We start from the raw sequence: 23270 nt of genomic DNA on the forward strand, positions 1-23270 counted from the left end.
CAATTATTTACGATAGACAGAAGGTTGTACCCTACCAACAACCAATAAGCGATTTTTGCAAATATGTATTTTGCAGTAGGTAGCACCTACAAAGGTTTTAGGTACTGGGTTTTTACACCTTGTTCTTCCAGTTACTACGGTTTTATATCACCTTTATTTTTAATGATTTATAAAATTCGTAGATAGAAGAAAAAAATGAGAAGGTTTAAAAATAAGAAACCCTTCACTCACTGAACGAAGGGTTTGCTCAATTTCTTATTGAGAAACAATGGACCATTTATCATTAAATAAAATACCAATAAATGCAATTTTGAAAAAAGCGAATAAGTAAGGGATTACTTATTGACCTTTGTACAATTATACTCATTTTTTTTGCTTTAGGCTAATTCCTGCCATAGACAAAACATAGACACCTCATATTTTTATTACCTCGTATTTATCACAATTAACTCTATTTTGCTTTCTACGCCATTGCCAGCTGGAATAAACACCTTGTTGCCCATTACCAATAGGTCGTCTCGTCGCCCCAACCTTACATGTTTACCCAAAACCACTGGTTGTCCCAATGTGTTGCCGTTGGCGTCTATTTTCAGGGCAAAAGTGTTTTGATACGTAGTATGGTAGCCTTGTTTGCTTACTACTTCCCATACCAACAAAACTTGCCCATTGCCAAGTTGAGCTACCTTGAGGTGACGGGCACTTGCTTTACTTTTGTCACGGTACCTGGTCAGCCACTTTACGCCTGCGTTACGTTGCTTCGAAAAACGCCCGCCAAATGTATAAAAACCGCCTGATTCGGTCATACCCCGCGAGAGTACCAGGTCATCGCTTATTTGGCTGCCCCTTGACGATGATTTTTCAAAGTCTTTGCGCACCTTTACCAAGCCTACATTGCGTGGGTCAGGCGATTTATACCCTGCCCGGCTGTTGTCCAATGCCTTGCCAGTAGGTGAGGGTTCTCCAGTAAACATGACCAGGTATCCGTTACTTACCTCAACCAAACCGCCCAACTCGCTGTATGTACCGTTGTCGTTCGACCATTTGTAATATTTCTTATTCCCCTTACTTATTTCAGCATAATAGTCATACTTGCGCCCAGAGGGAGAGGTAGCACGTGTGCCGTGTTCGGTTTTAAAAGTATACACTACCTGAGAACGCCTGCGGGTGCCATCAAAACGGTGCAGGTTTACCCCTCTTGGGTAATTATCACCCAAGTCAATGGCCACAAATTTTCCTGCTTTATTGGTGGTCAGGTAGTTGTCAAACGAGTGCCCCGAAGTTTGCCCGTGGTTGCGTATTTTGCTTAAAGTATTGGCATCAAATACTACGGCAATGCCCCCTTGGTGGTGTAATCCATCGCCCGACTTATGCATAGTACGTCCAATCATCAGGGCTATTTTACCTTGGGCGTGCCGCAGACTCACCATATAATTGCGAAAGTTGTAAATGTTTAAGCCTTTTTTAGAGGTGTCGTACTGTTTGGTTTTTAAAAACTTACCCGATATAGTGGCTTTATACAGGGCTACCCTGGTGTTGCCCTTGCTGCCTTGGTAAGTGAAATAATAAAGATTGCCCTGAGTGTCGTTAGTGGCTGCCAACAAATCGGCCTTTTGAGGGTTGTACAAAGGGAAGTTTTGTTGACTTTTGAACCCAGCCGTAAAGTTACTCAAGTAAATGCGCTTGTTTTTTTTGTCCTGCCATATCATTTGCACCCTGTTTTTGGGGTTTTTCAGCAAAAAGAATTGACGATTTTTACCATAGTCTTTGCCTGTATGAAACACTGAGGCGTTGACCTTAAACCTGTATTTGAAAACCGTGCCTAGTAGAGTTGTTTTAATCTGAGAACCTTCAGTGTTGGCAGACAGTTGCTTAAAGCTACTAATACGTTGGCTGGTAGGGGCAAAAAAGTAAATCACCTGATTTTTTATCTTACTTACTTTGAGCGTTTTTATGGGTGTAAATCTGGCGGTGTTTACCTGACGTGCATTTACCTTTGCCACCTTATCCACTTTGCCCGCTTCTAGGGTATAAATGGTGTAGGACTGTTTTTTTGGAAATTTAAAGGCAAGACAATGCTGTGACGCCAAAAACTTGCTTGCCTTATGGCGAGGGGCAAATACCTGATAAGCATCAAAACTTAGTTTGCCTGAGCGTACTTTGCCTTGGCTTACTTTAAAATCGTTGTGGTTGTAACGGCCACCAGTATAACAGGCGTTTTGGTAGTACAACGATACTAGCCCCAAGTGCCCTATTTGGTCTACTTCTTTGATTTTACCATCATTGCCCCGATCAGGGGTTTTTCCTGGCAATACTTTGGTTTTACTTGCCGAAAAAACAAACTTGCTGAGACCTGCTTGCCCTATGCCTGGTGTAACATACCCCAGCATAAAAGCGATACATACAAAAAAGTGTTTCATAATTTAATTTATAAATGATTGAGTGTTTTTTTGTAAGGAGTCATTCTAACTTTTTATGAGTTACCAAGTCGATATGACATTTAACTATGTTGGCAGGCTTTGCGTATTTGGGGAGTGATTGTATTACCCACGCGTTACTTTAACTAAAGATAGCTAAATTGTATCGTTGTTTCATAAATAGTGACCATTAATTATTTTTTAAACCTCTGATAAAAACATTTTGCTGGTTTATAGGCCTGTTTTGCAAGGCTTAGGGAGGATTTTTGGGAGAAGATAGAGTACTGGTAAGTAAAGTGGACAAAGGTGTAGTTGATAAACATTGTGAAAACTTAGTACCCAGTATATGAGTTATAAAATCCATCTGGAGTTTTGTCATGCTGACTGACAGAACTACACAGGAAAAGTTCGTTTTGTAGTTTTCAAGCTGTATGTTTTTATTAGTTGTTTCAGCGACCAAAGTTAATTTATACTGTTAATATGTTATTATTCCTCCAAAAGTTCAGTGTCATTGCTTGTGTTTTTATTTGCCTGAGTTGCCAGACTGAGACACACAAACAAAATCAACAGGTACCTTTGGTCAAAGTGTTGTTTTTGGGCAATAGCTATACTTATTATCATCGAATGCCAGAAATGTTTACCCAACTTGCTCAGCATAACAAAAAAAATGTTGCAGTGCAGTCGGTAGCCAGTGGAGGACGGCGTTTGCAAGACCACAGCCGAAACCGCCGGGTGAAAAAAATGATTCAAGAGCAAAATTTCAATTGGGTAATATTACAAGAGCAAAGCATTATCCCCTTTGTGCAAACCACTCAAATGTATGAAGCTGTTCGTACTATAGATACCTGGGCCAAGCAACACAAGACCCAAAGTATGTTTTTCCTGTTTTGGGCGCGCAAGCATACCCATGATACGGGCATTCGTTTAGAGGGAGTACCTTATTATCAACGTTTCAGGAGTTTTACTGAAGCGCAAAACAGTTTGGTGCATACTCACAAAAAAATTGCTGATGAGCTAGGCATACCTATAGCTCCAGTAGGGGTCGTTTGGCAACAGTTACATTATCGCTTGCCGCAGTCACACTTATGGCAGGCAGACGGCAGTCATCCTACCAAAGTTGGCGCTTACATTACAGCACTGGTATTTTACGCTTCTATTTTTCAGGAGTTGCCCATGAAACACCTGCATCGTTGTCCACTTAAGCCCGCAGAACAACAACTTGTAGCAGACATAATTAAGGCACATGTGCTCGATCGCAAGGAATATTGGAACAGTAACCATTAACTTTTACCAAAGATCATTTTGTAGGATTTTTGGTACAATGATGCATTATTTGGTGTATCCGCCGAAAAAATAGTATGCATGCACAATATTTTTTATTAATTTGCAACTTATGATCGTAGGGAAAAATGGAAAACGAATGAAGCCAGAAGAAACCGTAGATTTTCATATCAAAGCTACATGGCACGCTATAGCGCGTATGTACAATGCTGAAGCTGCCAAGTATAACGTAACAGTTTCGGTAGGGTATATCTTGCTAAATATAGATTTAGAGCAAGGAACACCTTCTACTAAGATAGCCCCTTTGCTAGGTTTAGAAGCTCGAAGCATTACCCGTACGTTAAAAAACATGGAAAATGACGGATTGATTTATAAAGTACAGGATACTAAAGATCGTCGTTTTTTTAGGATATTTTTGACGGATAAAGGCAAAGAAGGCAGAGAGCATGCGCGCCAAACCGTACTTAAATTCAACCATGCTGTATATGAGACTATCCCAGACGAAAAGCTCAAGGTGTTTTTTGAAGTGATGATGCAAGTGCAGAAAATTATTGATGGGGGAGAAGTGTACCTCGATAAATAAGAGCTTGTTTAGCTTCGCAGAGCTTGGAGGCAAGCCTCCTGCGGTTAAATTTTCGCATTTAGAGTGATTTCTAATGAGTTTTGTGTTCATTTAAACAATCCTCTACATATAAAAACCCTGACACATGAGCACCAGGGTTTCATAGCTTAACTATATACTACAAATATTATAAAAGTATGAGATATTGTAAGTAAGCACTTGTGGTCATTAGTACATGTAGTTTAAAGACACGTTGTCATAGTAAGAAAACTCGCCAGGAGTACCTAAACCACCACAAGACAACATGATAGACTGAGCATCGTAGCTGGTAGGAGTACCAGGAATGTTGATGGCTCCGTCGAAACCTTGACCTTCGCTTCCACCTTGTCCACAGCTAATAGAGCGATTGAACCAGTCAGTATGACGGAAACCGATGCAGTGTCCAAGTTCGTGCATTGTAATGTGACGTGCAGTTTGTAAACCAGCGTTGTTTACGCCAGAGTTCATCTGTACCCATTTGTAAGGAGCTCCACCGCTTGGGAAACCAGCCTGAGCACCTACCTGATTGTTAGGCACTTGATAAACCACAATGTCATACGCGTTGAAGTTGGTCCCAAAAGCCAAAGTATAACGTAAGCTAATGCCAGCCGCATTGTATCGTTGGATGGCTTGCTGTAACGCTGTTCTTAAAGTGTTGCCCAAACCATATCCACCACCACCAGTGTAACCAATTACACGAATAGTACGAGGAGCATTTACTAAGCTAAAAGTACGGTATTGCTCACCTTTAGGACCTTTTGTTTTGGGGCTGGCAAGCATGCTTTTTAGTTGATCGTCTGAAATAAACACATCTTTTTCGAGGGTATACCCTGTTTGAGTTTTCCCTGTCAACGGATTGGTTACTTGGCCATATACCCCATCACGGGCGTCAAAGCCCAAGCTGGCAAACTTGTCCACTACCTCTTGGCTCAAGCCTTGCTTTTGGCTTTGGTTAGGGGTAGTCTCTTGTTGTTTGCACGAAAAGGTAAAGGCAGCAAGTACCATTAAAAATAGGCTGTGTAATAGATTTAACTTCTTCATATTTTTTTAAAATAATTGTGTAAGATAATTGGTGTTTGAGTCAAATAACTCGATGCAATATTACCATTTGATATGGTATGAGTCCAAAAAAGGCAGGTAAACAAAAAGTATACAAAGCATATTGTTTAAATTTTTACGATACACTAGAGGTAAACAATATTTTTGAAAGGAAATTTTAAGAAAATATTATAGTGTACAATAAGAAAATAAAGAAATTATATTTTGCTTATAAGTATCTTTTAGTAAGTTGTTTAGGTGATTTAAAAAGGAAAACTAGAAGAAAATAGAAGTAAACAGTAGGGAAAATACTCTTAAATATCTTGGTAACACTAGAACCAGTATAGGTCGTTTTTTTATATGAAATGAAATTTTTTGATTAAGTGAATATTTGTAGAATATTATTCTATATAAAGTTTTATAATAAAATTTACTTTGTTTTTATAGAGTTTTTAAGGTGTTTTTGTGGGTTTTAGAAGATGCATTCATTGTTTGTCAGAGAGTATAAATTAGCGTCTTTATTGGAGATAACGCTTGTAAATTCTAATTGTTTAAACTTTATGTTAAAATAATTTAATTAATCAATTGATGTGATGCTTTAATGAGGGTTAATCACTTAATTTGCTGTTTTTGTGGTTAAAATAGTATGATAGTCAGGCGTTTTTTGACATTTAAAGGAGCTCTTTCTGGGGTTTGTTTTTTTTTGAGCCTATGTAGTGTGTTTTATAAGTAATAAATGACCAACTCTTAAAGTATTAGTTTAAAAACTAAGGATATAGTTGTTTTTTGTTGTTAAACCTTCTATACTTGTAATTATAGCTTTTGTTTTGGTTGATTATTCTAGCAAAAGCAGTTATATCCAATGTTTATACTAATGTTTGTTGTAAAAATGATGAAATATATTTCTCAGGCCTTCTGGTTACTGTTGTTTATACCCGTATTGGCCTTTGCCCAAACCCCACAAGAAAAAGAAAAGTATGTAATGTTTGACGATTTGTACAAGGCAAAGCAGTATGAAAAAGCCATCCCACCGTTGAATTGGTTCTTGAAAAATAAACCTGACTTTCATAAAAACATCTATATCAAAGGTTATAACCTATACCATAATTTGGTAAAGGAAACTTCTGACGCACAGCAAAAAGCCCAATATCAGGACAAAGCCCTGGAGATTTATGACATGCGCGTAAAACATTTTGGCGAAGAGGCAAAGGTAATGAACCAAAAAGGACATTACGCCTTTTTTTATTGGGGAAGCCGCCCCGACAAAGTCGATGATTTGTTTAAACTGTATACCAAAATTATAGCCCTCAATGGCAATAATACCTACTACCGCAGTGTGTCAAACTATATGTATATGGTTTCGCAGCAATACCGAAAGGGAAATATTACGGGTAAAGAAGTAGTAGATACTTACGATAAGCTCACCAGTATTATCAATGCCAATATGCCCAAATACCCCCAACACTGGACTGAAGTAAAAAACTATGTAGATGATACTTTCAAAAAGATCATTAGATCGAAAAGCAAAGAAGGTAAACCCATGCTTTCTTGTGAGTTTGTTAATTTGTATTACATGCCCGATTATCACAAAAACCCCCACGATATCGAAACGATCAAAGAGATTATGCGCTTGTTGATCGAAATAAGGAAAACCAACCCGTCAGCCCCTTGCGGCCAAGACTCTACCTTTGCTATTATGAGCGAAAAATTATTTAAAGCAACTCCTACCTATGAGGGGGCATTGCTGATAATCAGTATCTATAAAAAACAAAAAAATTATGCTAAGGTAGAGGAGTTGATGGATCAATTGCCTGAGCTTGCCAAAACCAGCAAAGAAAAAGCAAGCGCGTATTATACGATTGCCAAGGCAAAAAGAAGAAAAGGAAATAAGACAAGTGCTCGAAGCTTTGCCTTGAAAGCCGCCGCCGCAGATGCCAAGTTTGCCCCAAAAGCGTATAACCTGATCGGCGATATGTATTACAACAGCGGGCAAATTTGTACCAATAAAAACCCCGTGCTGAACCGTGCAGTATACATAGCAGCTTATGAAATGTACCAAAAAGCAGGCAATGCCGCCAAAATGGCTAAAGCCAAGGTACAGTGCCCCGATATAGTAGATGCACATACTTATGGAATGCAAAAAGGACAGTTGATTTCGGTGGGTTGTTGGATTGGTGGAAAAGTAAAACTTATGCTACGCTAAACCCGTATTAAAGGCAAATGTTCAACGCAGCCTTTTTACCTTTTACTATGTATGATAATCGCCTGGCATTATTGTCGGGCTTTTTTGTGTCATAAAGTCAGCTGTTGCTGGGCATGGAGAGTATAAATGTGACATTGTGGCTGTAAAGCCTTGCAAATCAGTGGGTTTTTGTTGGTTTTGAGCACTGGTACAGCCTTTGATAAACTCCTCTTTGAAATCAACAATATTCCCCAACACTAAACTAAAGAACAAAATGGAAGATAATATGCAAACCAACGAAGTAACCATAGAAAAAGGTCTTTTGAAAAGCATAGCACAAGATGTGCGTGCACTGAACACTGTAGCTGGAGGGATTGTGGCTACTCAAATGAAAATTATACAGTCTGAAGATGGCTACACAGTAAAAATAAAGGCGCCAACCGTGCCTATTGAAGCCTACAATATTGAAATAAACCGTGACCAGTTGATGATTTACACCACATTGGAAGAAGACGAATCGAGTGAGGGCGTCATTACCCCTTTTTTCCAGGTGTTGCCTATTAGTTCAGGGGTAAATGTAGAGGCTATTGAGGCAGTGTTTGAAAACGGAGAACTGCAGATTTTGGCCCCATTTTATGAAGAACATAAGTCAAGCGAAATCAAGAGAATTAACATTCGTCAGATTTAGTGACGTGTTTGTAATAACTGCCTGTATTTAGTTTAAATTTCTTTGTCTTACCTGGCTTTTAAATTTTTTCTAAGTTCCGAACACCTATTGTGAACAAGTCATTTAGTCATATTAGTTTTTAGTTATAACGCTTTTAGTGACGAGTTTGAAAGTAGATAAAACTATTATGCAACCGTCACTTAATATTTGTACAAAATAAAAACCTCTGCCTGGCATCAGGCAGAGGTTTTTTTGTAGACATTTGTTTAAACTTTTTATTGTACCTCAAAAGATTTCTCTTCTGAAAACTTAGAGCTTTGAAAAGCCCCATTGATAGTTTGTACACTCCAGTAATACTTGCCTGGAGGCAGGTTTTTTATCCGCCAATTGTCGTGGTGATGAGCGTTGCCGTTTTCTACCACCAACCTAAAGCCACTTTGAGCGTCTGCCATAGGCGAAAGTTGGTCATTTTTGCCTGGAGCAGTGCCTATTCTTATGTTATAAGTAATGCCCTTGAGGTCTTTTATCTTTGCCCATTTCAATACTACATCTTTGCCTTTTACCTCAGCGTTCAAGTTCGACGGAGGGTGCATCTTTACCTCTTTGCCCTTGTTAAGGTTGTTTTGGTAGATCTTGGTGTGTTGGTTAAAACTCTGATCTTCACCCGTAATCAAAATATCAAGGTCGCCATCATTGTCATAGTCGCCCCAGGCTGCCGACCCAGCTGACAAACCTATAAGCTGAGCATTGATGTCTTTAAAACTACCCCCATTATTTTGGTAAATCTTAGAGCGTCGCTTGCCCTGATTGTCCATTCCTGTAATCAAAATATCGAGGTCACCATCGTTGTCATAGTCACCCCAGGCAAGCGAGCTACGTGATACCTGGATCAGGTTGGTATTGATTGCCAAAAACCTGCCCTTATTATTTTTATACAACTTGGTCAACCTTTTGCCCTGATCAGTCAATCCACACATCAACAAATCCAAATCCCCGTCATTGTCATAATCGCCCCAGGCAGCTGCCCCCCGTAAAAGTCCGGTAATGTTGGCGTTAATGTCAGTAAACTTGCCATTGTCGTTGCGATAGATGATACACTTCGCCAATTTTTGGGTAGGGTGGTACCTACCCGATACCAAAATATCTAAGTCACCATCGTTGTCATAGTCACCCCAGGCAGCTGTCCCGCGTGAGATGCCTATTAAATTTGTCTTTATTTTTACCAGCTTACCCTTGTCATTCCTGAAAATTTGGGTTTTTCTACCACCATTTTTGGTATTGCCCGCCATCAACAAGTCCAAGTCACCGTCGTTGTCATAGTCGCCCCACACTACGGTACTGGCGTATACTCCATCCAGGTTTTGAGGACTCTCTTTGAAGTAATTACTGCCTTCGTTATTGTATATTTTGGCAATTCGAGTTTCCCCGTCTTGCCCGGTCAGCACCAAGTCAAGGTCATTGTCGTTGTCCAGGTCAGTCCAGGCAAGGTTGTTCGACGCTACACTGTTTACCCCTGGCAAACTTGCCTCAATGTCTTCAAACTGTCCATTGTTGTTGTTATAAATGCGGGTAACTCGTTTTTTACCGTCCCATCCCATCATAAACACATCCAGGTCACCGTCGTTGTCCTGATCGCCCCAGGCTACTGAGCTATACTTGAGGTTAACCATTCCGGTTTTCACCTCTTTAAACTGGGCTTGAACACCCCAGGTACATATTAAAAATAAGGAAAAAAAGGTAAAAGTTCGTAAGTATTGCATGGTTGTCATATTTTGTATTGAGTTGAATATTTTACGAAGAGAGGCAAGGCATTGATGAAACAATGGACAAAAATGCTTTGCTGAAAGTTAATAATATGTTGGTATGAAGCCTAACGTAGTATATAAAAAAATGATCATCTTTCGATATCTTTTTTGAAAACTAAATTTAGGTACATTCACAAGCCAACAATTGATAAAAAGCCAGAAGTATACGTGCTTCTGGCTAAATCTAATACTTTTAACTAACAAATTTGTAATCTATTGAAAATGAGTGTACTATGTATTTGTTAGTTGCCTATATAACAGGGTGTACCCAGAATCTAGCGCCTAGTCCCTAGCACCCTGTTGGTGCTTCTAACTATCCGGGAACTTCATCTTAAATGCTACCCTACGGTTTTTCTTACGGTTAGGCTCGTTAATGTTGGGTACCAACGGACGATTATCGGCATACCCAGCCGTTTTAATGCGTTTGGGGTCAATACCATCGTATTCCATCAAGTATTTACGCACTGCCTCAGCACGTTTTTTCGATAATCTCAGGTTACCCGCTTTGGTACCAATGTTACAAGTGTGTCCCGATACCTCAATCTCTGCCTCTGGAAACTCCATCATCTTTTGGGCTACACTGTCCAGCAAAGCCTTCGACTTTTCGTCCAACTCGTCACTGCCCAGCTTAAAGCGGAAAGCGCCATCTTCGAGCCCTGGCTTGGTTTTCGGCTTTTCTTTGGGTGGGGGAGGAGTAGGCACCATGGCCATAGGAATAGCCCCTGGAGGTACAGGGTTAAACTTCATGCCTGAGTCTGGGTCGATGGGGGGGATTTCGTAGTGAGGTTTTTTAAGGGGCTTGCGCTTAAACTTAAATCCTACGGTGATTTCAAACACACTGTGTCCCTGCCAGATGGTAGACGATTGAGCCGTTGGCCAGTCAAAGTTAAACGCCACAAAATAAGAAGGTTTGTGAAACTCCAGCGATGCTATAATTGCCTTGTTGAGGTTGTACCAGGCACCCACCCCTACTTTGGCATCTTTGAAATAAGGTGCGATTTGGCCTAAGATAAAAGGACTGGCAAAAACCCAGGCACCCGCATTGATCTGGTTGTTTCCAGTTCGGTTGATCCATCTAAAGTTAGGAAACACCGAAAAGTTTCGGTTTTCCCATACCCTCATTCCCCCTGTCATCGTAAACTTTCGTCGGATGACATCTTTTACTTCGTTGAAAACGACTGGTTGGGTTCGTTGATGTTGTACAACGATATGCCCAAAAAAGCCTTGGTGTTGCCCAGCGTATCTTCGGCTTGCCACATCATACCCGCACTGGCCGAAAAATAGCTTTGCGAGGTATTGGCTGCACTTTCACCCAGTCCAGCGTTGGGGTTTACGGTTCCCCCCTGAAACTGAGCATCAGTGGTGAGGTTGTCAAAGCGAATAGAGCGCTGAAAGTAGCCCCCTTGTGCCCCAAAACTGATGTGATGCTTGCCCCAGTTTTTGGTATAATACTTATCGGTTTTTTTGCCCAAAAAGTGTGAACCAATCTCGTGGTTATAGGCAAAAGCTCCGGTAAACCCATTGGTGTGCAGGAAAGTGCCATTTTGGTCATTGACAAAGCCCAAGGCTACCCCTCCCCATCTTTTTTGGGTGTTTTTGTTGATCAGCGGGTAGACCCCGGTAGCCATAAAAAACCGGTAGTTTTCATCGGCCACATTGGGTTGATTTCGGTAGTTCAAAAAAATCTGACGATCGTTGCTTGCCGCGGCCCTTGCCGGGTTGGTAAGCAAAGGCGTATAATGGTATTGGGTCATGTTAAAGTCTTGTGCCTGCCCCAGGGTATGCAACCCCAATAACAAACCACAGATTACCCAAAAATTTTGTGTAAAATTTTTCATCTGTATTGATTAACTAAGGTGTCGTTATGTTTTTAATAAGGGCAACAAGCTTGGTCACTTATTGCCCGTTGTTGAATGTGCTATCTGAGTAGATTAATTTTTCCGGCTTTTGCCCCCTTGAAGCTTATTTCCCGTCCATCCACAAATGTTCCGATGATGCTCCAGGTATACATACCTATAGGTTGATTTACCCCACCTCTGGTACCGTCCCAACCAGTGGTCATTGCTTCATCTACCGACCTGGTTTCGTACATCAAGTGCCCCGAACGGTCAAACACCCGAAATCTGAGGGTTTGAATACCATTTCCCCGTACGATAAAACGATCGTTTTGACCATCTCCATTGGGTGAAAACAGCGAAGGAATGAATATATCAGTATTAGGAGTCACTATTACTTGCAGGGTATCGCTGCCATTACTTTGGCATCCGGCGGCATTGGTGGCGGTTACTGTATAAGTAGTAGTACTGGTGGGTGCCAGTACTGCCTGTGCTCCATCGGTTGACTGAGAGTTAATGCCCGTAGCAGGAGTCCAGGTGTAAGAAACCGCTCCAGTGAGGTTAATAGTCACACTATTACCTTCATTAATTGTTACCTGGTTATTGCCCTCTACGTTGGCTTCTACCCCAGTAAATGTAACTGAAGGAATCGCGTTTACTGTGACGCTTATCTCGTTAGAGGTAACCGCAGGTGTGCAAGGCAAGCTGGAGGTCATGACTACTGTCACCACATCACTGTTATTGAGTGAGTTGCTGGTAAAGGTAGCCTGGGTGGCTCCGGCAACATCGTTTCCATTGACCCGCCATTGATAGGTGGGGTTGGTTCCTCCGTTGGTGGCAGTAGCAGTAAAGGTGATATTTTGCCCGGCACAGATCGTGTTGTTGGTAGCGTCAGATGTGATGGTTGCCGTGGCAGTAGTTATAGGGTTAAAAGTAACTGTGCTGGCACTCGATGGTCTGGTACATCCATTGGCTGTTACTTCTACTACATAGCTACCAGCAGCACTTACAGTGAGTTGGTTGCTATTGGTGCCAATGTTGACTCCATCTTTTTTCCATTGATAAGTAGCCCCAGTTACAGCGGTAGCAGTAAGTGTTCCGCTGGTACCACAAAAAAGGACTGATGCGCCATTTTCAATGCTAGAAGCAAAGTCTGACACTGTAATGGTGACTGTACTGGCTTGTACTACTGATGAACACCCCGTTTTTGTAGCCAATACATTAAAAGTAGTAGTAGCAGACAGGTTTCCGGTAGGCAAGTTGATCGTACCACCTGTACCTGTTACTGGGGTACCTACATTACTGTTATCGGCATTGTTGCGTAATTGATAGCTTATTCCCGTTTCGGAGCTGGCTACAGTTACATTTACCCCTGTGCCTGAGCATATTGCGGTACTACTTGCACCTATGGTTAGGCCAGTATTTGGGAGGTTAATTGTAGTAATGGCATGGGTAGAGGTAAGGGTACTTTCGCAGCTTCCTATGCTGGCTTTTACACTAATAGTAACATTAGCTGATAATGCTCCAGTAGTCAAGGTAATGTCACCACCAGTACTGGTAATTGGATTGCCAGTATTGGCACTTCCGCTGAACAATTGATAAGTTACCCCATTTGTTGAACCTGTGATGGTAAAGCTTACTGTTTCGCCACTACAGATCGTAGTCTTGTCTGGGGTGACTGTTAGACCAACTGCAGGAGTTGAAACTACCGAAATGGTTTGTTTGCCAGTAAGTTCTGCGCCTGCAACACAAGCTCCTCCGGTTGCCAAAATATTAAAAGTAGTATTGGCAGCTAAGTTTCCAGTGCCAAACGTAATGGTTCCTCCGTTGCCTGGTACGGTGGCCCCTACATTACTGTCACCAGCATCATTACGCAATTGATAAGTCACCCCGGTTTGAGACTTAAGCAAGGTAATCGTACCTGCTGTACCACTACAAATAGTGCTGGAAAGTGCCCCTACGATCAGGTCTTGCTTAATAACAGTAACAGTTTGGGTAGTATTTAGCACTACCGAACAGCCTCCGGCATTGGTGGCCAGTACACTAAAGGTTTCGTCGGCAGTAAGAGCCCCAGTATTAAAATTTAAAGTTCCGCCATTACCTGCTTGGGTAGCACCTACATTGGTAGTCCCTTTTCTTAGCTGATAGGTTACTCCCACTTCAGAGGTGGCTACTGTAATGTCAGTAGCTCCATTGGGGCATACAATATTGCCTGCAGCGCCTACGGTAAGCCCAGCGTTGGGGGGAGCCGCTTGTATGACCGGAATGGTGAGGTAGTTGTTGGCGTAGCTACACTCAGCGGTACCTGTAGTGGTAGTATTGGCAGCCAGGGTATAAGTGGCAGCTGAGTGGTTATGGTTAAGCAATATATGCAGGTTGGTCAATACACCAGAGGTAGAGCTACCACTTACCAGTATTGAGCCATTGATGGGTACTGCTTCACTGGTAGTAAGCTCTTGCACAAGATTAGGGGTGTTGTTGTAAGGGTCTTGATCAAATACGGCAATTTTTACTCCTGCCGGCAGGGTGGCACTTCCTTCATTTTTTACAATAAAGCTGTAATTAATTACCCCACCATTTTGGCAGATGTTGGTAGCACCTCCGTTGAGTTCTGCCGTCATATCGGGTGCTGGGAAAATATGGTCTCCAGCCACGTCGTATAAGCTTGCCTGGTTTAAAAATGTATTCAATATTTTTTTGTAGGGCTTGCCGTCAAAGCCCGTAACATTGACATAGTTTTGTTGTACTCTTGGAATGGTCAAATTGTCGTTTACATTGGTAATAAAGTAATTGTGTTGGTTCCATACTGCCCGCGAAGGTCGCCATACCCTATTGGTTGATTTAAGGCAACGTACATAGGCTTGTTCAGTATCTATGGGACCGTTGGCGTCTTGAGCGGTAAGTATAATCTCAGTTTGCCCGTCACCGTTTACGTCTACTACCACAGGGTTGTCGTACCGAGTACCCGACCGGGAAATAATCGTAGTTTTCAAAGCACCAGTTTGTCCGTTGTATACCACCAAATTTTCTTCTTCACTATATACTACCTCACTTACCCCATCTCCATCAAAATCAAATACTGTACTAGAGGTTCGCTCTGAGCCATCGTCCAGCCCCGTTTTCTCCCATTTGCTAGTAAGGGTACCAGTGCCAGGGGTACCAGTAGGGTCTAATACTATGTAGAGGTCTTTACCTGCTACGCCTATTTCCAACTCGTCGTCTGCATCAAAGTTGGCTACGTTGGCACGTCCTCCTTTGGTAGTACTTGTGAGGGTGTAGGTAGAGTATAGCTGCGCCGAAGTTTGTAGGTCCCACACGTATACTTTACCGCTGCTCACTACTATACCATCCAAGTCGCCATCGTTGTCAACATCAGCTATTGAGGTTACCCCATCGCCTAGCCCTCCAGCAGCAGTTACTTCTGCGTTGAGAGTACCAGTTGCAACGTTTACTGAATATACAGTGTTACCTGCTACTAACTCTAGCCCTGAGCAGTTGGCGCAAGCCCCATCTGCCAATACATCTACTGCTACAGAGAAAGGTTCATTTTCTCCGCTATGCGCTCCACTAGAGCCTGACCCATCTACCAAACGTGTACCATTGACAGCCGAGTAAATTTTATTACCGACGTATACTTCTACCACCCCATCGTGGTTAAAATCGGCAAGGTTGGGGGTGTAAAGCCTGTTTTCGGCAGTAGCAGATTCGAAAGTTTTGGTAAGGGTACCGTTGGCATAGTCATACCTTTCGAGGTTACCAGTCGCATTGAAAAAGAACACCTCCCCTAAGCCGTCCCGGTCTACATCTCCAATGGCTACTGAGGTAAAAACGTCGTTGTCACTAATACTTATATTTACTTCTACTTGTCCTGTCACTCCATTAAACATATACAACTTACCAGGATTGTCTTGTTTTGCCACTACTTCGGGCACTCCATCACCATCCATGTCGCCTACCATTACGGTGGCGCGTTGGTCAAAAGGAGCGGTACCTGGTTGGTTATTGTCGCCATCTACCCCACCATTGGCACTTCGGGTGTTCCATATTTCTACCAGGTTAAAATCTCCAGGATTGGCTGTAAAATTACAACTGGGAATAGGGTTGCCATAGAAAAAGCCATCGCAATTGGAGCTACTGGTACAATCAGGGTCATAACAGTCAATCAGCCCATCGCCGTCATCGTCAATGCCATTGTCGCATATTTCTGTAGCCATAATGCGGGTAGGGGTGATAAGTTCCGGTTTGTTGTCATTGTTACCCAAAGGGGTAAGCAGTTTTTTTTCTGGTTTTAAAACAGGCTTGTTTGCTATAGCAGAGGAAGTCAAATTTGATGGGCTGCTATTTTTAGCCAGCCAATTCAAATTAAAACCCAAAAGAGCCACAAAGCTCAATACCAAAATCCATTTCTGAAGATACCAGTTGCGGGTATATTTTTTTTGCAAAAATAAATTGTTAATCCTATTCATCATTTTTGTTCAATGAGTTTATAATAAAGTTTTGTATTTCTGTAAGAAAGTATAATGCATAGCAGGGTGCTTCAATACTTGACTTGCCATTGAATTCAACCGCAAGTACTTTACCTGATAAACTATTACATTTTTTTGATAAGCAGGAGCATTATTGTGAATGCCAGTTGTAGTTTGACCTTTGTGTTAGAAAGTAGTGTGTGCTGGTATGTTGAGTTAATTTAAGAACAAATATTTAAATTATGATAGGCTTTATGAGGTTGTTTATAGCGGATTTATTCTGTATAACTAACTGATTCAAAAGTATATAGTATTTATGTAAACTACAAGTCAAATAGAGGGTTCAAAGTAAATACAGGTGTTTTTACGTATAAAAAACAGTAAAAACAACTAGGTATATTGTGGTTAAATTTAGTAGGCAAGTAGCGAGTAAGGCTAGCTAAGCTATCGGAGGGGAGGCATTGTTGCCTTACATCGCTGTACAATTCTTCTGGAGTTTGTACATTATTTGTGTATTTCTGGACAATTACTCCCTTGTTTAATTACAAGTTTTTTAGGAATATTGCCAATTATTACAAAAATGTAAAACCAACGCAAGTTATGGCAAAAAAATATGGCAATACCTGGTGGGGGCAACAGTGGCTCAATGCTTTGAACAATATAGATTTTTCTAACCGCTTGCCCAGAGGACGTACCTATGCCAACAAAGGGGCCGTGCTGGATGTAGAGATCAAAGAGAATGTAGTGACTGCCAAAGTACAGGGATCCGAACGTTACCCGTACAAGCAAAAGCTGGAGATCAAAGAATTTTCTGATGCCGAAAAAGACGATATCCTGGATATTATTACCGAAGACCCCTTCATTTTGTCATCTTTGCTCAACCGGGAGCTCCCCCATGACTTATTGGATATTTTGAATAACAAAGGCATCCAACTGTTTCCTAATAGTTGGCGTAGTATTCAAGGCTCTTGCTCTTGCCCCGATTGGGCGGTGCCTTGCAAACACCTGGCGGCAGTGATTTATATCATTGGCAACGAGATAGACAAAAACCCTTTCATGGTGTTTTTGTTGCATGGGCTCGATGTGTTGGCTGAAATACAAAAAAGAGGGTTTACCTCGCACGGAGACTTTAAGCTGCCTGTAACCCCTTTGCGCAAGCTACTGGCAGACCCCAGCCAATCGCAGGACTACAGCTATCAACTAGCCCTCACCAAAAAAATTGATTTTTCGACCTTACCACCCAGCAAAGAAAACTTGTTACAGTTGTTGCCTGCCAAGCCATTGTTTTTTCATGAGAAAGACTTCAAGGGTTTGTTAGAACAGGCATATACCAAAGTAGCAAAAGGAGTGAAAAAAGAACAAAAGCTACTACCCGAAGTAGAAGAAAGTTTTTTTGATGCCCACCACGGCGAAGTCAGTATTATTTTAGGCAGTATGCTGGACTTGCATTATGCAGTGCTCAAGCCCGAAAATGAACAAGTGCAAGCACCACCTATACGAAATACCATGAGCCTAATAGGGCATGTGCGTGAATTGAACCCTGCTCACTTACATCGTCACCACCCTTCGGTAGTTGCCCTGTATTTTACTTATCAGTTTACCACCTACCTTGCCACTAATTCGGCGTTTATTCCTGAGTTACTTGAGATAGAAGCCAACCTGTATGTCATTCGTTGGGTGCCTGCTTTGTTGGTAGACGAAGTGACGGCTATTTTTGATATTTTGGTACAACTGATGCCACCAGAGATGCTTGCGGTGACCGTGAAAGATAAATTAAATTTTGTAACGCCCGAAGAGCAGGTAAAAATGTTGACAGGAGTGTTTTTGCATCACTTCATGACTGAGCACTATACCTATAATAACAAACAGCAATACAACGATACGATTTTCTTAAGTTTTTTTGACCACAGTACTTTGTTTGTGCAAGGCTTTACCCAAAAAGAAAATGCCCAAGCGATTCAGAAATGGCTGCAGAAGTTTTACTTGAGCAACAAAGAGTATTTACCGGTGTTAAAGGTAGAAGAGATAGAAGACGACGAAATGTTTGAGCTTAGTTTTTGGGTGCAAAAACAAGGTGCTCAAATGGATAAGCTCATCAGTGTCAAAGACTTATTCCATTATAAAAAATACAAAGACCTTCGCTTGGGTATTATTCAAGACCTGGCGGTTTTGGCAGAGTATTTACCTGCAATCAAGCAGCTCATCAAAGAAAAAGGCGACTACCGTATATTGGTAGGCAGCGAAGATTTTGTGCAAATCTTTATGTACACTTTGCCTGCCCTACAGTTGCTTAGTATTCAAGTGTTGTTGCCCAAAGCCCTGCAACGCCTGGCACGCCCTCAGTTATCGGGCAGGGTACAAGCCGAAGGAAGTTCGGGAGCAAGCAAAAGTTTTGTAGACTTAAAGCAAATGTTGTCCTTCGATTGGCAGGTGGCTTTGGGCGATACGCTTTTGTCGCCCGACGAATTCAGAAAAGTAGTGCGCAAGTTGAAAGGCATTGTCAAACTCAATGATGAATATGTACTTTTTGACCAAAAAGAAGTAGAGACTTTGCTCAAAAAGCTGGATAAACCACCAAAAATAACGGATAGTGAGGTGCTCAGGGCAGCACTTGCCGCTGACTACAAGGGGGCTAAAGTAGGTTTAGATAACAAAGCCCGTGAGTTGATCAGAGGAATGGTAGCTTTTGATACGGTGGCTTCGCCCAAAGACTTAAAAGCAACCCTGCGCCCTTATCAGCAAAGGGGCTATGAATGGCTCTATAAAAATGCGCAATTGGGCTTTGGCAGTTTGCTTGCTGACGACATGGGCTTGGGCAAAACTCTACAGGTAATCAGTCTGATGCTTAAACTCAAAGAGGAGGGTAAGTTAAACAAGAAAAAAGCCTTGGTAATAGTACCTACTACTCTGCTGGGCAATTGGCAAAAAGAAATCAATAAGTTCGCTCCTGGTCTGCAAACTGCGATTTACCATGGACCCAACCGCCAACTTGATTTAAAACAGCCTGATATCATTATTACCTCTTATGGTATTGCCCGTAGCGACATACAAGTGTTGAGTAAGATCAAGTGGGCTTTTTTGGCCATTGACGAAGCCCAAAACATTAAAAACAATGCTACTGAGCAAACCAAGGCAATAAAAAAGATAAAAACCGATAGGGTGGTAGCAATGAGCGGTACCCCGGTAGAAAACCGCTTGTCGGAATACTGGAGTATTTTCGATTTTACCAATAAAGGATACCTGGGGGCGCTTACCAAGTTCAAAGACGAGTTTATCAAGCCTATTGAGCTAGAGCGAAGCCAAGCGCATTTAGACCGCTTTAAGAAGGTCACCGCACCTTTTATTTTGCGTAGGATCAAAACCGACAAAAGCATTATCAGTGACTTGCCTGATAAGATCACCAATGATCAGATTTGTAGCTTGACCAAGGAGCAAACGGCGCTTTATCAAAACGTAGTAGACATGATCATGCGCGAATTGAATGGAAAACAAGGTGAAGAGGGCAAAACCCGCAAAGGTTTGATTTTTCAGTTGATGAATGCCCTCAAGCAAATTTGTAATCACCCCAGTCATTACCTTAAGCACGCTCACCTTGACCCTGGTCAGTCGGGCAAAACCCAATTGTTACTTTCGTTGCTGGACAATATTTACGAAAATGGTGAAAAGACGCTTATTTTTACTCAATACCGAGAAATGGGTGATTTGTTACTGCCTTTACTTGAGCAACGTTACCACAATACCCCGCTTTGGTTGCACGGAGGAGTAAGCCGTAAGAAGCGTGACCAGATGGTAGAAGATTTTCAAAACAAGCCCCATGTGAAAACCATGTTGCTTTCGCTCAAAGCTGGAGGTACTGGGCTCAACCTGACCAAAGCCAGTAATGTGATTCATTACGACTTGTGGTGGAACCCTGCTGTAGAAAACCAGGCAACTGACCGGGCATACCGTATTGGGCAACAAAACAATGTGATGGTGTATAGAATGATTACCCAAGGTACATTTGAGGAAAAAATTAACGCCATGATTCAAACCAAGAAGGAATTGGCTGACTTAACAGTGAGCACGGGCGAAAACTGGATAGGCGACATGAGTAATCAGGAGTTAAAAGAAGTTTTTGACCTGGAGAAGGGATAGAAACAGTAAAAGTTATTCTGGTAAGAGATAAAGATGAAAGTCCTCCTGCAAAGGGGGATTTTTTTTTGAATACCCCCTGTTAATTGCTTCCCCTGCTGTTTGTCCTAAATAGTATCTAATATTAACTTAATGTTAATAAATATCCTCTTTGTGTCTTGTTTTTGTCCTGTAATACTTTTTTAGTACTGTTTGTGTTTTTTGATTTTATTTTGCTTATGGTTTTATAATAGTTTATTATGCTGTTTTAATTTTATTTATAATATTTTATTTGGTTAATTAAGGGTGTTGTCCTCTTTTTTTGTTGTTTAATTTGGGTGATTTTTAGTTAATTAAATTAACTTTAAAATATTTAATGTTACCTTTGTGTTAATATTTTATGAATTTAATATAAAATAAAAGATCCCTTATGAACATATTTTCAAAAAAACCTGAAAAAACAACGAGCAATTTGTCTAAGAAATATCTCGATAATAACCGAGGCTTCTTTCTTTATTTTCGTCACATGTCAATGAAAATGCAAGAGCGCTTTGCTCAGTTGTACCCACACAAAGGCGTGCCTCAAGTATTTTTGCACGGCAACCCTCACATCGAAAATTACACAATCAATGGCAAAGGAGCTGCCATGATAGACTTTGACCGCTCTCGCATAGGACCTTATGTTTGGGACATTGTGCGTTTTTTGGCATCGGTGTCAGTCAAGCGCAAAGAAGTAACCGATGAATTTTTATCTAAAGAAGTGCTCGAATACTTTTTAGAAGGATACCTACGCAGCTTTCATGCGCCTCATTTACCTTATAAACCTATTTCTACGGCGAGCAACCGGGCAAAATTTACGGTATGGCACAACAACGTAGAAGAGTACCTCAAGGCAAACATTAAGTGGGCAAAGCGTATGCGAAATAATCCTGTGCGTACCAATAACAAAGACCTAAAGGCTTTATTACAAGGTTACCTACAGAGCCGCAACGAACTAGACCTGCTCGGCACCCACAAACTGACCGAGGCAGGGCAAGCTACTGGTACATTTGGCAATCAGCGTTTTTTGATGGTGTTGTCGCCCCAGAAAAACACCGAAGCTGAGAGTGTATTTTTGGATATTAAAACTGTATACCAAGACCCTGACAATCGCTGGTACTATAACCCTTACAATCACCATGGCATACGTATGATAGAGGCGTCTAAACTTTATGCCCCTGGGGTAGAGCAACGCATGGGGTATGTAACTTACCAAAATCAGGAATATTGGGGTAGGGCTATTCCGCCAAAAAACGCCAAACTGAAGGCCAATCTTAACAGTGCTGAGCAAATAGACATGGCTTATTCGGTAGCCACCCAGTTGGGCAGTGCCCACCGCAAGTCTTTGCAAGGTGGGGTAGAGGCTCTGAAGCTGGAAAAGCACTTGTTGGCTGACTATACCAGGCTTACAGACATTGCGCATCAAATGAATATGGAGTTGATGCAAGCGTACCAGGCGTATGTACAACAACTCAATGCCACCAAAGCTGGATGAGTACAGGTGGTTTAATTGTTTTAATGTTTACAGCAGTAGTGGCGTCAGTGATTAGCTCAGTGTTTGGGCTTGCTGGTGGGGCTATTCTGTTTACAGTGCTTACCTGGGTAGTAAGCATCAAAGAAGCCATTCCTATCCACAGTGGAGTCCAACTTATTGGTAATACTTCGCGGGTGTTAGTATACATTCGCGAAGTTCGCTGGGATATTGTATGGAGATTTGTATTATTGTTGGTGCCAGGTGCTTACCTTGGAGGCCTGTTTTTTGGTTATTTTCATCCTTTGTTGCTGGAGTTTTTGGTGGGGGCATTTATTCTTGCCACTGTGCTTATCCCCAAACCAAAGCACCAATCTATCCACCTCAATGTGTTTATAGGGGTGGGTTTTGTGTCTAGTTTTTTTGGAATGATAGTGGCAGTGACGGGACCTTTTATTGCCTCATTTTTTGTGTTCAACAATGTGACCAAAGAAGCAATGGTAGGTACCAAGTCGGTTTGTCAGGCGTTAACTCAGCTTAGCAAAATTATCGTGTTTTCGAGCGTTATGAAGTTTGATTTTACGTCTTTTGCCTTTGCGTTATTTTTGTTGGGTTTTATGGCAGTTGTTGGGACTTTTATTGGTAAAAAAATTATTGGTAAAATAAGTGATAAAAAATATAATCACTTCAATAACCTGCTTTTGGGGGGCATTGCGCTTAGTATGATGCTGAAGGTAATACTCACTTTGGTTTTGTAAACGTATCTGTAAAATATCCTACTTTGTTTTTGATCATACACCTTATGTTTACCAGAATAACTCTTGAATGTGTGAGTTAAAATGTTTTTATATAAAGTCAATTTGTTTTTGTTAGGTTATCAGCTGGAATAAATTAAAAAAAACCTTAAGGGAGTGCACTAATAAATGTAGGGCACTTTTTTTTATGCTGATAACTATGCATACATTTGCCTTTGAATAATGCAATATAACACACTACACTACATAAAACATAATTATTGTTATGAACGTACACTTTCAATCGAAACAAGCAACTATCTCTTTTGACCCAGCAGAAGGGTTTATTCGCTTGAAAATCGATGCATTTTTGGGTGCCGAGGGAATCAAAGAATTGTTTACACAAACAATGCAGTATTTCAAAACACTGGGCATCAATAAAATTATGAATGATTTTAGGGGGTTTCAAGGGTCTTCACCGGCTGCCCAACAGTGGGTGCTTGACAACTATTACCCTGCAATGAGACATTATGGCTTGGTGCACATCGCGACTGTAGTAAGCAGCTCGGTGTTTGCCAACCACACTGTAAATAATGTGCAAAGTCAGTTAAGCAGAGACTTGAATAC

At 41.4% G+C, this 23270-nt stretch carries 13 protein-coding genes and 1 pseudogene; 8 read left to right on the top strand and 6 right to left on the bottom strand.

Annotation, left to right across the window (positions count from 1 at the left end; translation table 11 throughout):
- Window positions 1-425 precede the first annotated feature (425 nt).
- On the bottom strand, window positions 426-2417 hold the full coding sequence (locus tag M23134_RS24585; protein ID WP_002700670.1) for a hypothetical protein: 1992 nt from the start codon (window positions 2415-2417) through the stop codon (window positions 426-428).
- Between the two features lie 477 nt (window positions 2418-2894).
- On the opposite strand from M23134_RS24585, the gene M23134_RS24590 reads away from it, so the two are divergent.
- Window positions 2895-3698, top strand: a complete 804-nt coding sequence (locus M23134_RS24590; RefSeq protein WP_002700671.1) for an SGNH/GDSL hydrolase family protein — start codon at window positions 2895-2897, stop codon at window positions 3696-3698.
- 109 nt (window positions 3699-3807) lie between these two features.
- A complete protein-coding gene (locus M23134_RS24595; protein ID WP_002700672.1) occupies window positions 3808-4278 on the top strand; it encodes a MarR family winged helix-turn-helix transcriptional regulator in 471 nt (156 codons plus the stop codon).
- Window positions 4279-4485: 207 nt separating this feature from the next.
- Here M23134_RS24595 and M23134_RS24600 read toward each other — a convergent pair whose 3' ends face one another.
- A complete protein-coding gene (locus M23134_RS24600; protein WP_045114262.1) occupies window positions 4486-5337 on the bottom strand; it encodes a M57 family metalloprotease in 852 nt (283 codons plus the stop codon).
- Window positions 5338-6223: 886 nt separating this feature from the next.
- On the opposite strand from M23134_RS24600, the gene M23134_RS24605 reads away from it, so the two are divergent.
- Window positions 6224-7537, top strand: a complete 1314-nt coding sequence (locus M23134_RS24605; RefSeq protein WP_157558628.1) for a hypothetical protein — start codon at window positions 6224-6226, stop codon at window positions 7535-7537.
- 253 nt (window positions 7538-7790) lie between these two features.
- A complete protein-coding gene (locus tag M23134_RS24610; RefSeq protein ID WP_002700676.1) occupies window positions 7791-8204 on the top strand; it encodes an Hsp20/alpha crystallin family protein in 414 nt (137 codons plus the stop codon).
- A 254-nt stretch (window positions 8205-8458) separates the two neighbouring features.
- Here the strand turns inward: M23134_RS24610 and M23134_RS24615 are convergent, their stop codons facing one another.
- From M23134_RS24615 to M23134_RS40600, 4 genes and pseudogenes are all read right to left on the bottom strand, one after another.
- Entirely contained in the window at window positions 8459-9943 is a 1485-nt protein-coding gene (locus M23134_RS24615; protein ID WP_002700677.1) for an FG-GAP repeat domain-containing protein, read from the bottom strand.
- 354 nt (window positions 9944-10297) lie between these two features.
- Entirely contained in the window at window positions 10298-10735 is a 438-nt protein-coding gene (locus M23134_RS42780; RefSeq protein WP_394330669.1) for an OmpA family protein, read from the bottom strand.
- A gap of 126 nt (window positions 10736-10861) precedes the next feature.
- Window positions 10862-11826: pseudogene (locus M23134_RS24625) on the bottom strand (PorP/SprF family type IX secretion system membrane protein); the annotation flags it as partial.
- Window positions 11827-11906: 80 nt separating this feature from the next.
- The gene (locus M23134_RS40600) at window positions 11907-16292 is read right to left on the bottom strand and encodes an FG-GAP-like repeat-containing protein (protein WP_002700680.1); all 4386 of its coding nucleotides are present in this window, start codon (window positions 16290-16292) and stop codon (window positions 11907-11909) included.
- Between the two features lie 597 nt (window positions 16293-16889).
- Here M23134_RS40600 and M23134_RS24635 point away from each other — a divergent pair.
- The 4 genes from M23134_RS24635 to M23134_RS24650 all read left to right on the top strand — a co-directional run.
- A complete protein-coding gene (locus tag M23134_RS24635; RefSeq protein WP_045114264.1) occupies window positions 16890-20423 on the top strand; it encodes a DEAD/DEAH box helicase in 3534 nt (1177 codons plus the stop codon).
- 406 nt (window positions 20424-20829) lie between these two features.
- Entirely contained in the window at window positions 20830-21933 is a 1104-nt protein-coding gene (locus M23134_RS24640) for a DUF2252 family protein (protein ID WP_002700682.1), read from the top strand.
- Complete coding sequence (locus M23134_RS24645; protein ID WP_002700692.1) at window positions 21930-22667, top strand: sulfite exporter TauE/SafE family protein; 738 nt, start codon at window positions 21930-21932, stop codon at window positions 22665-22667. The genes M23134_RS24640 and M23134_RS24645 overlap by 4 nt, the downstream gene beginning before the upstream one ends.
- Window positions 22668-22929: 262 nt before the next feature.
- Window positions 22930-23270: hypothetical protein (locus tag M23134_RS24650; RefSeq protein WP_002700694.1), on the top strand; the 341-nt coding region annotated here is incomplete at its 3' end.

Source organism: Microscilla marina ATCC 23134 (genome assembly GCF_000169175.1).
GTDB classification, from domain to species: domain Bacteria; phylum Bacteroidota; class Bacteroidia; order Cytophagales; family Microscillaceae; genus Microscilla; species Microscilla marina.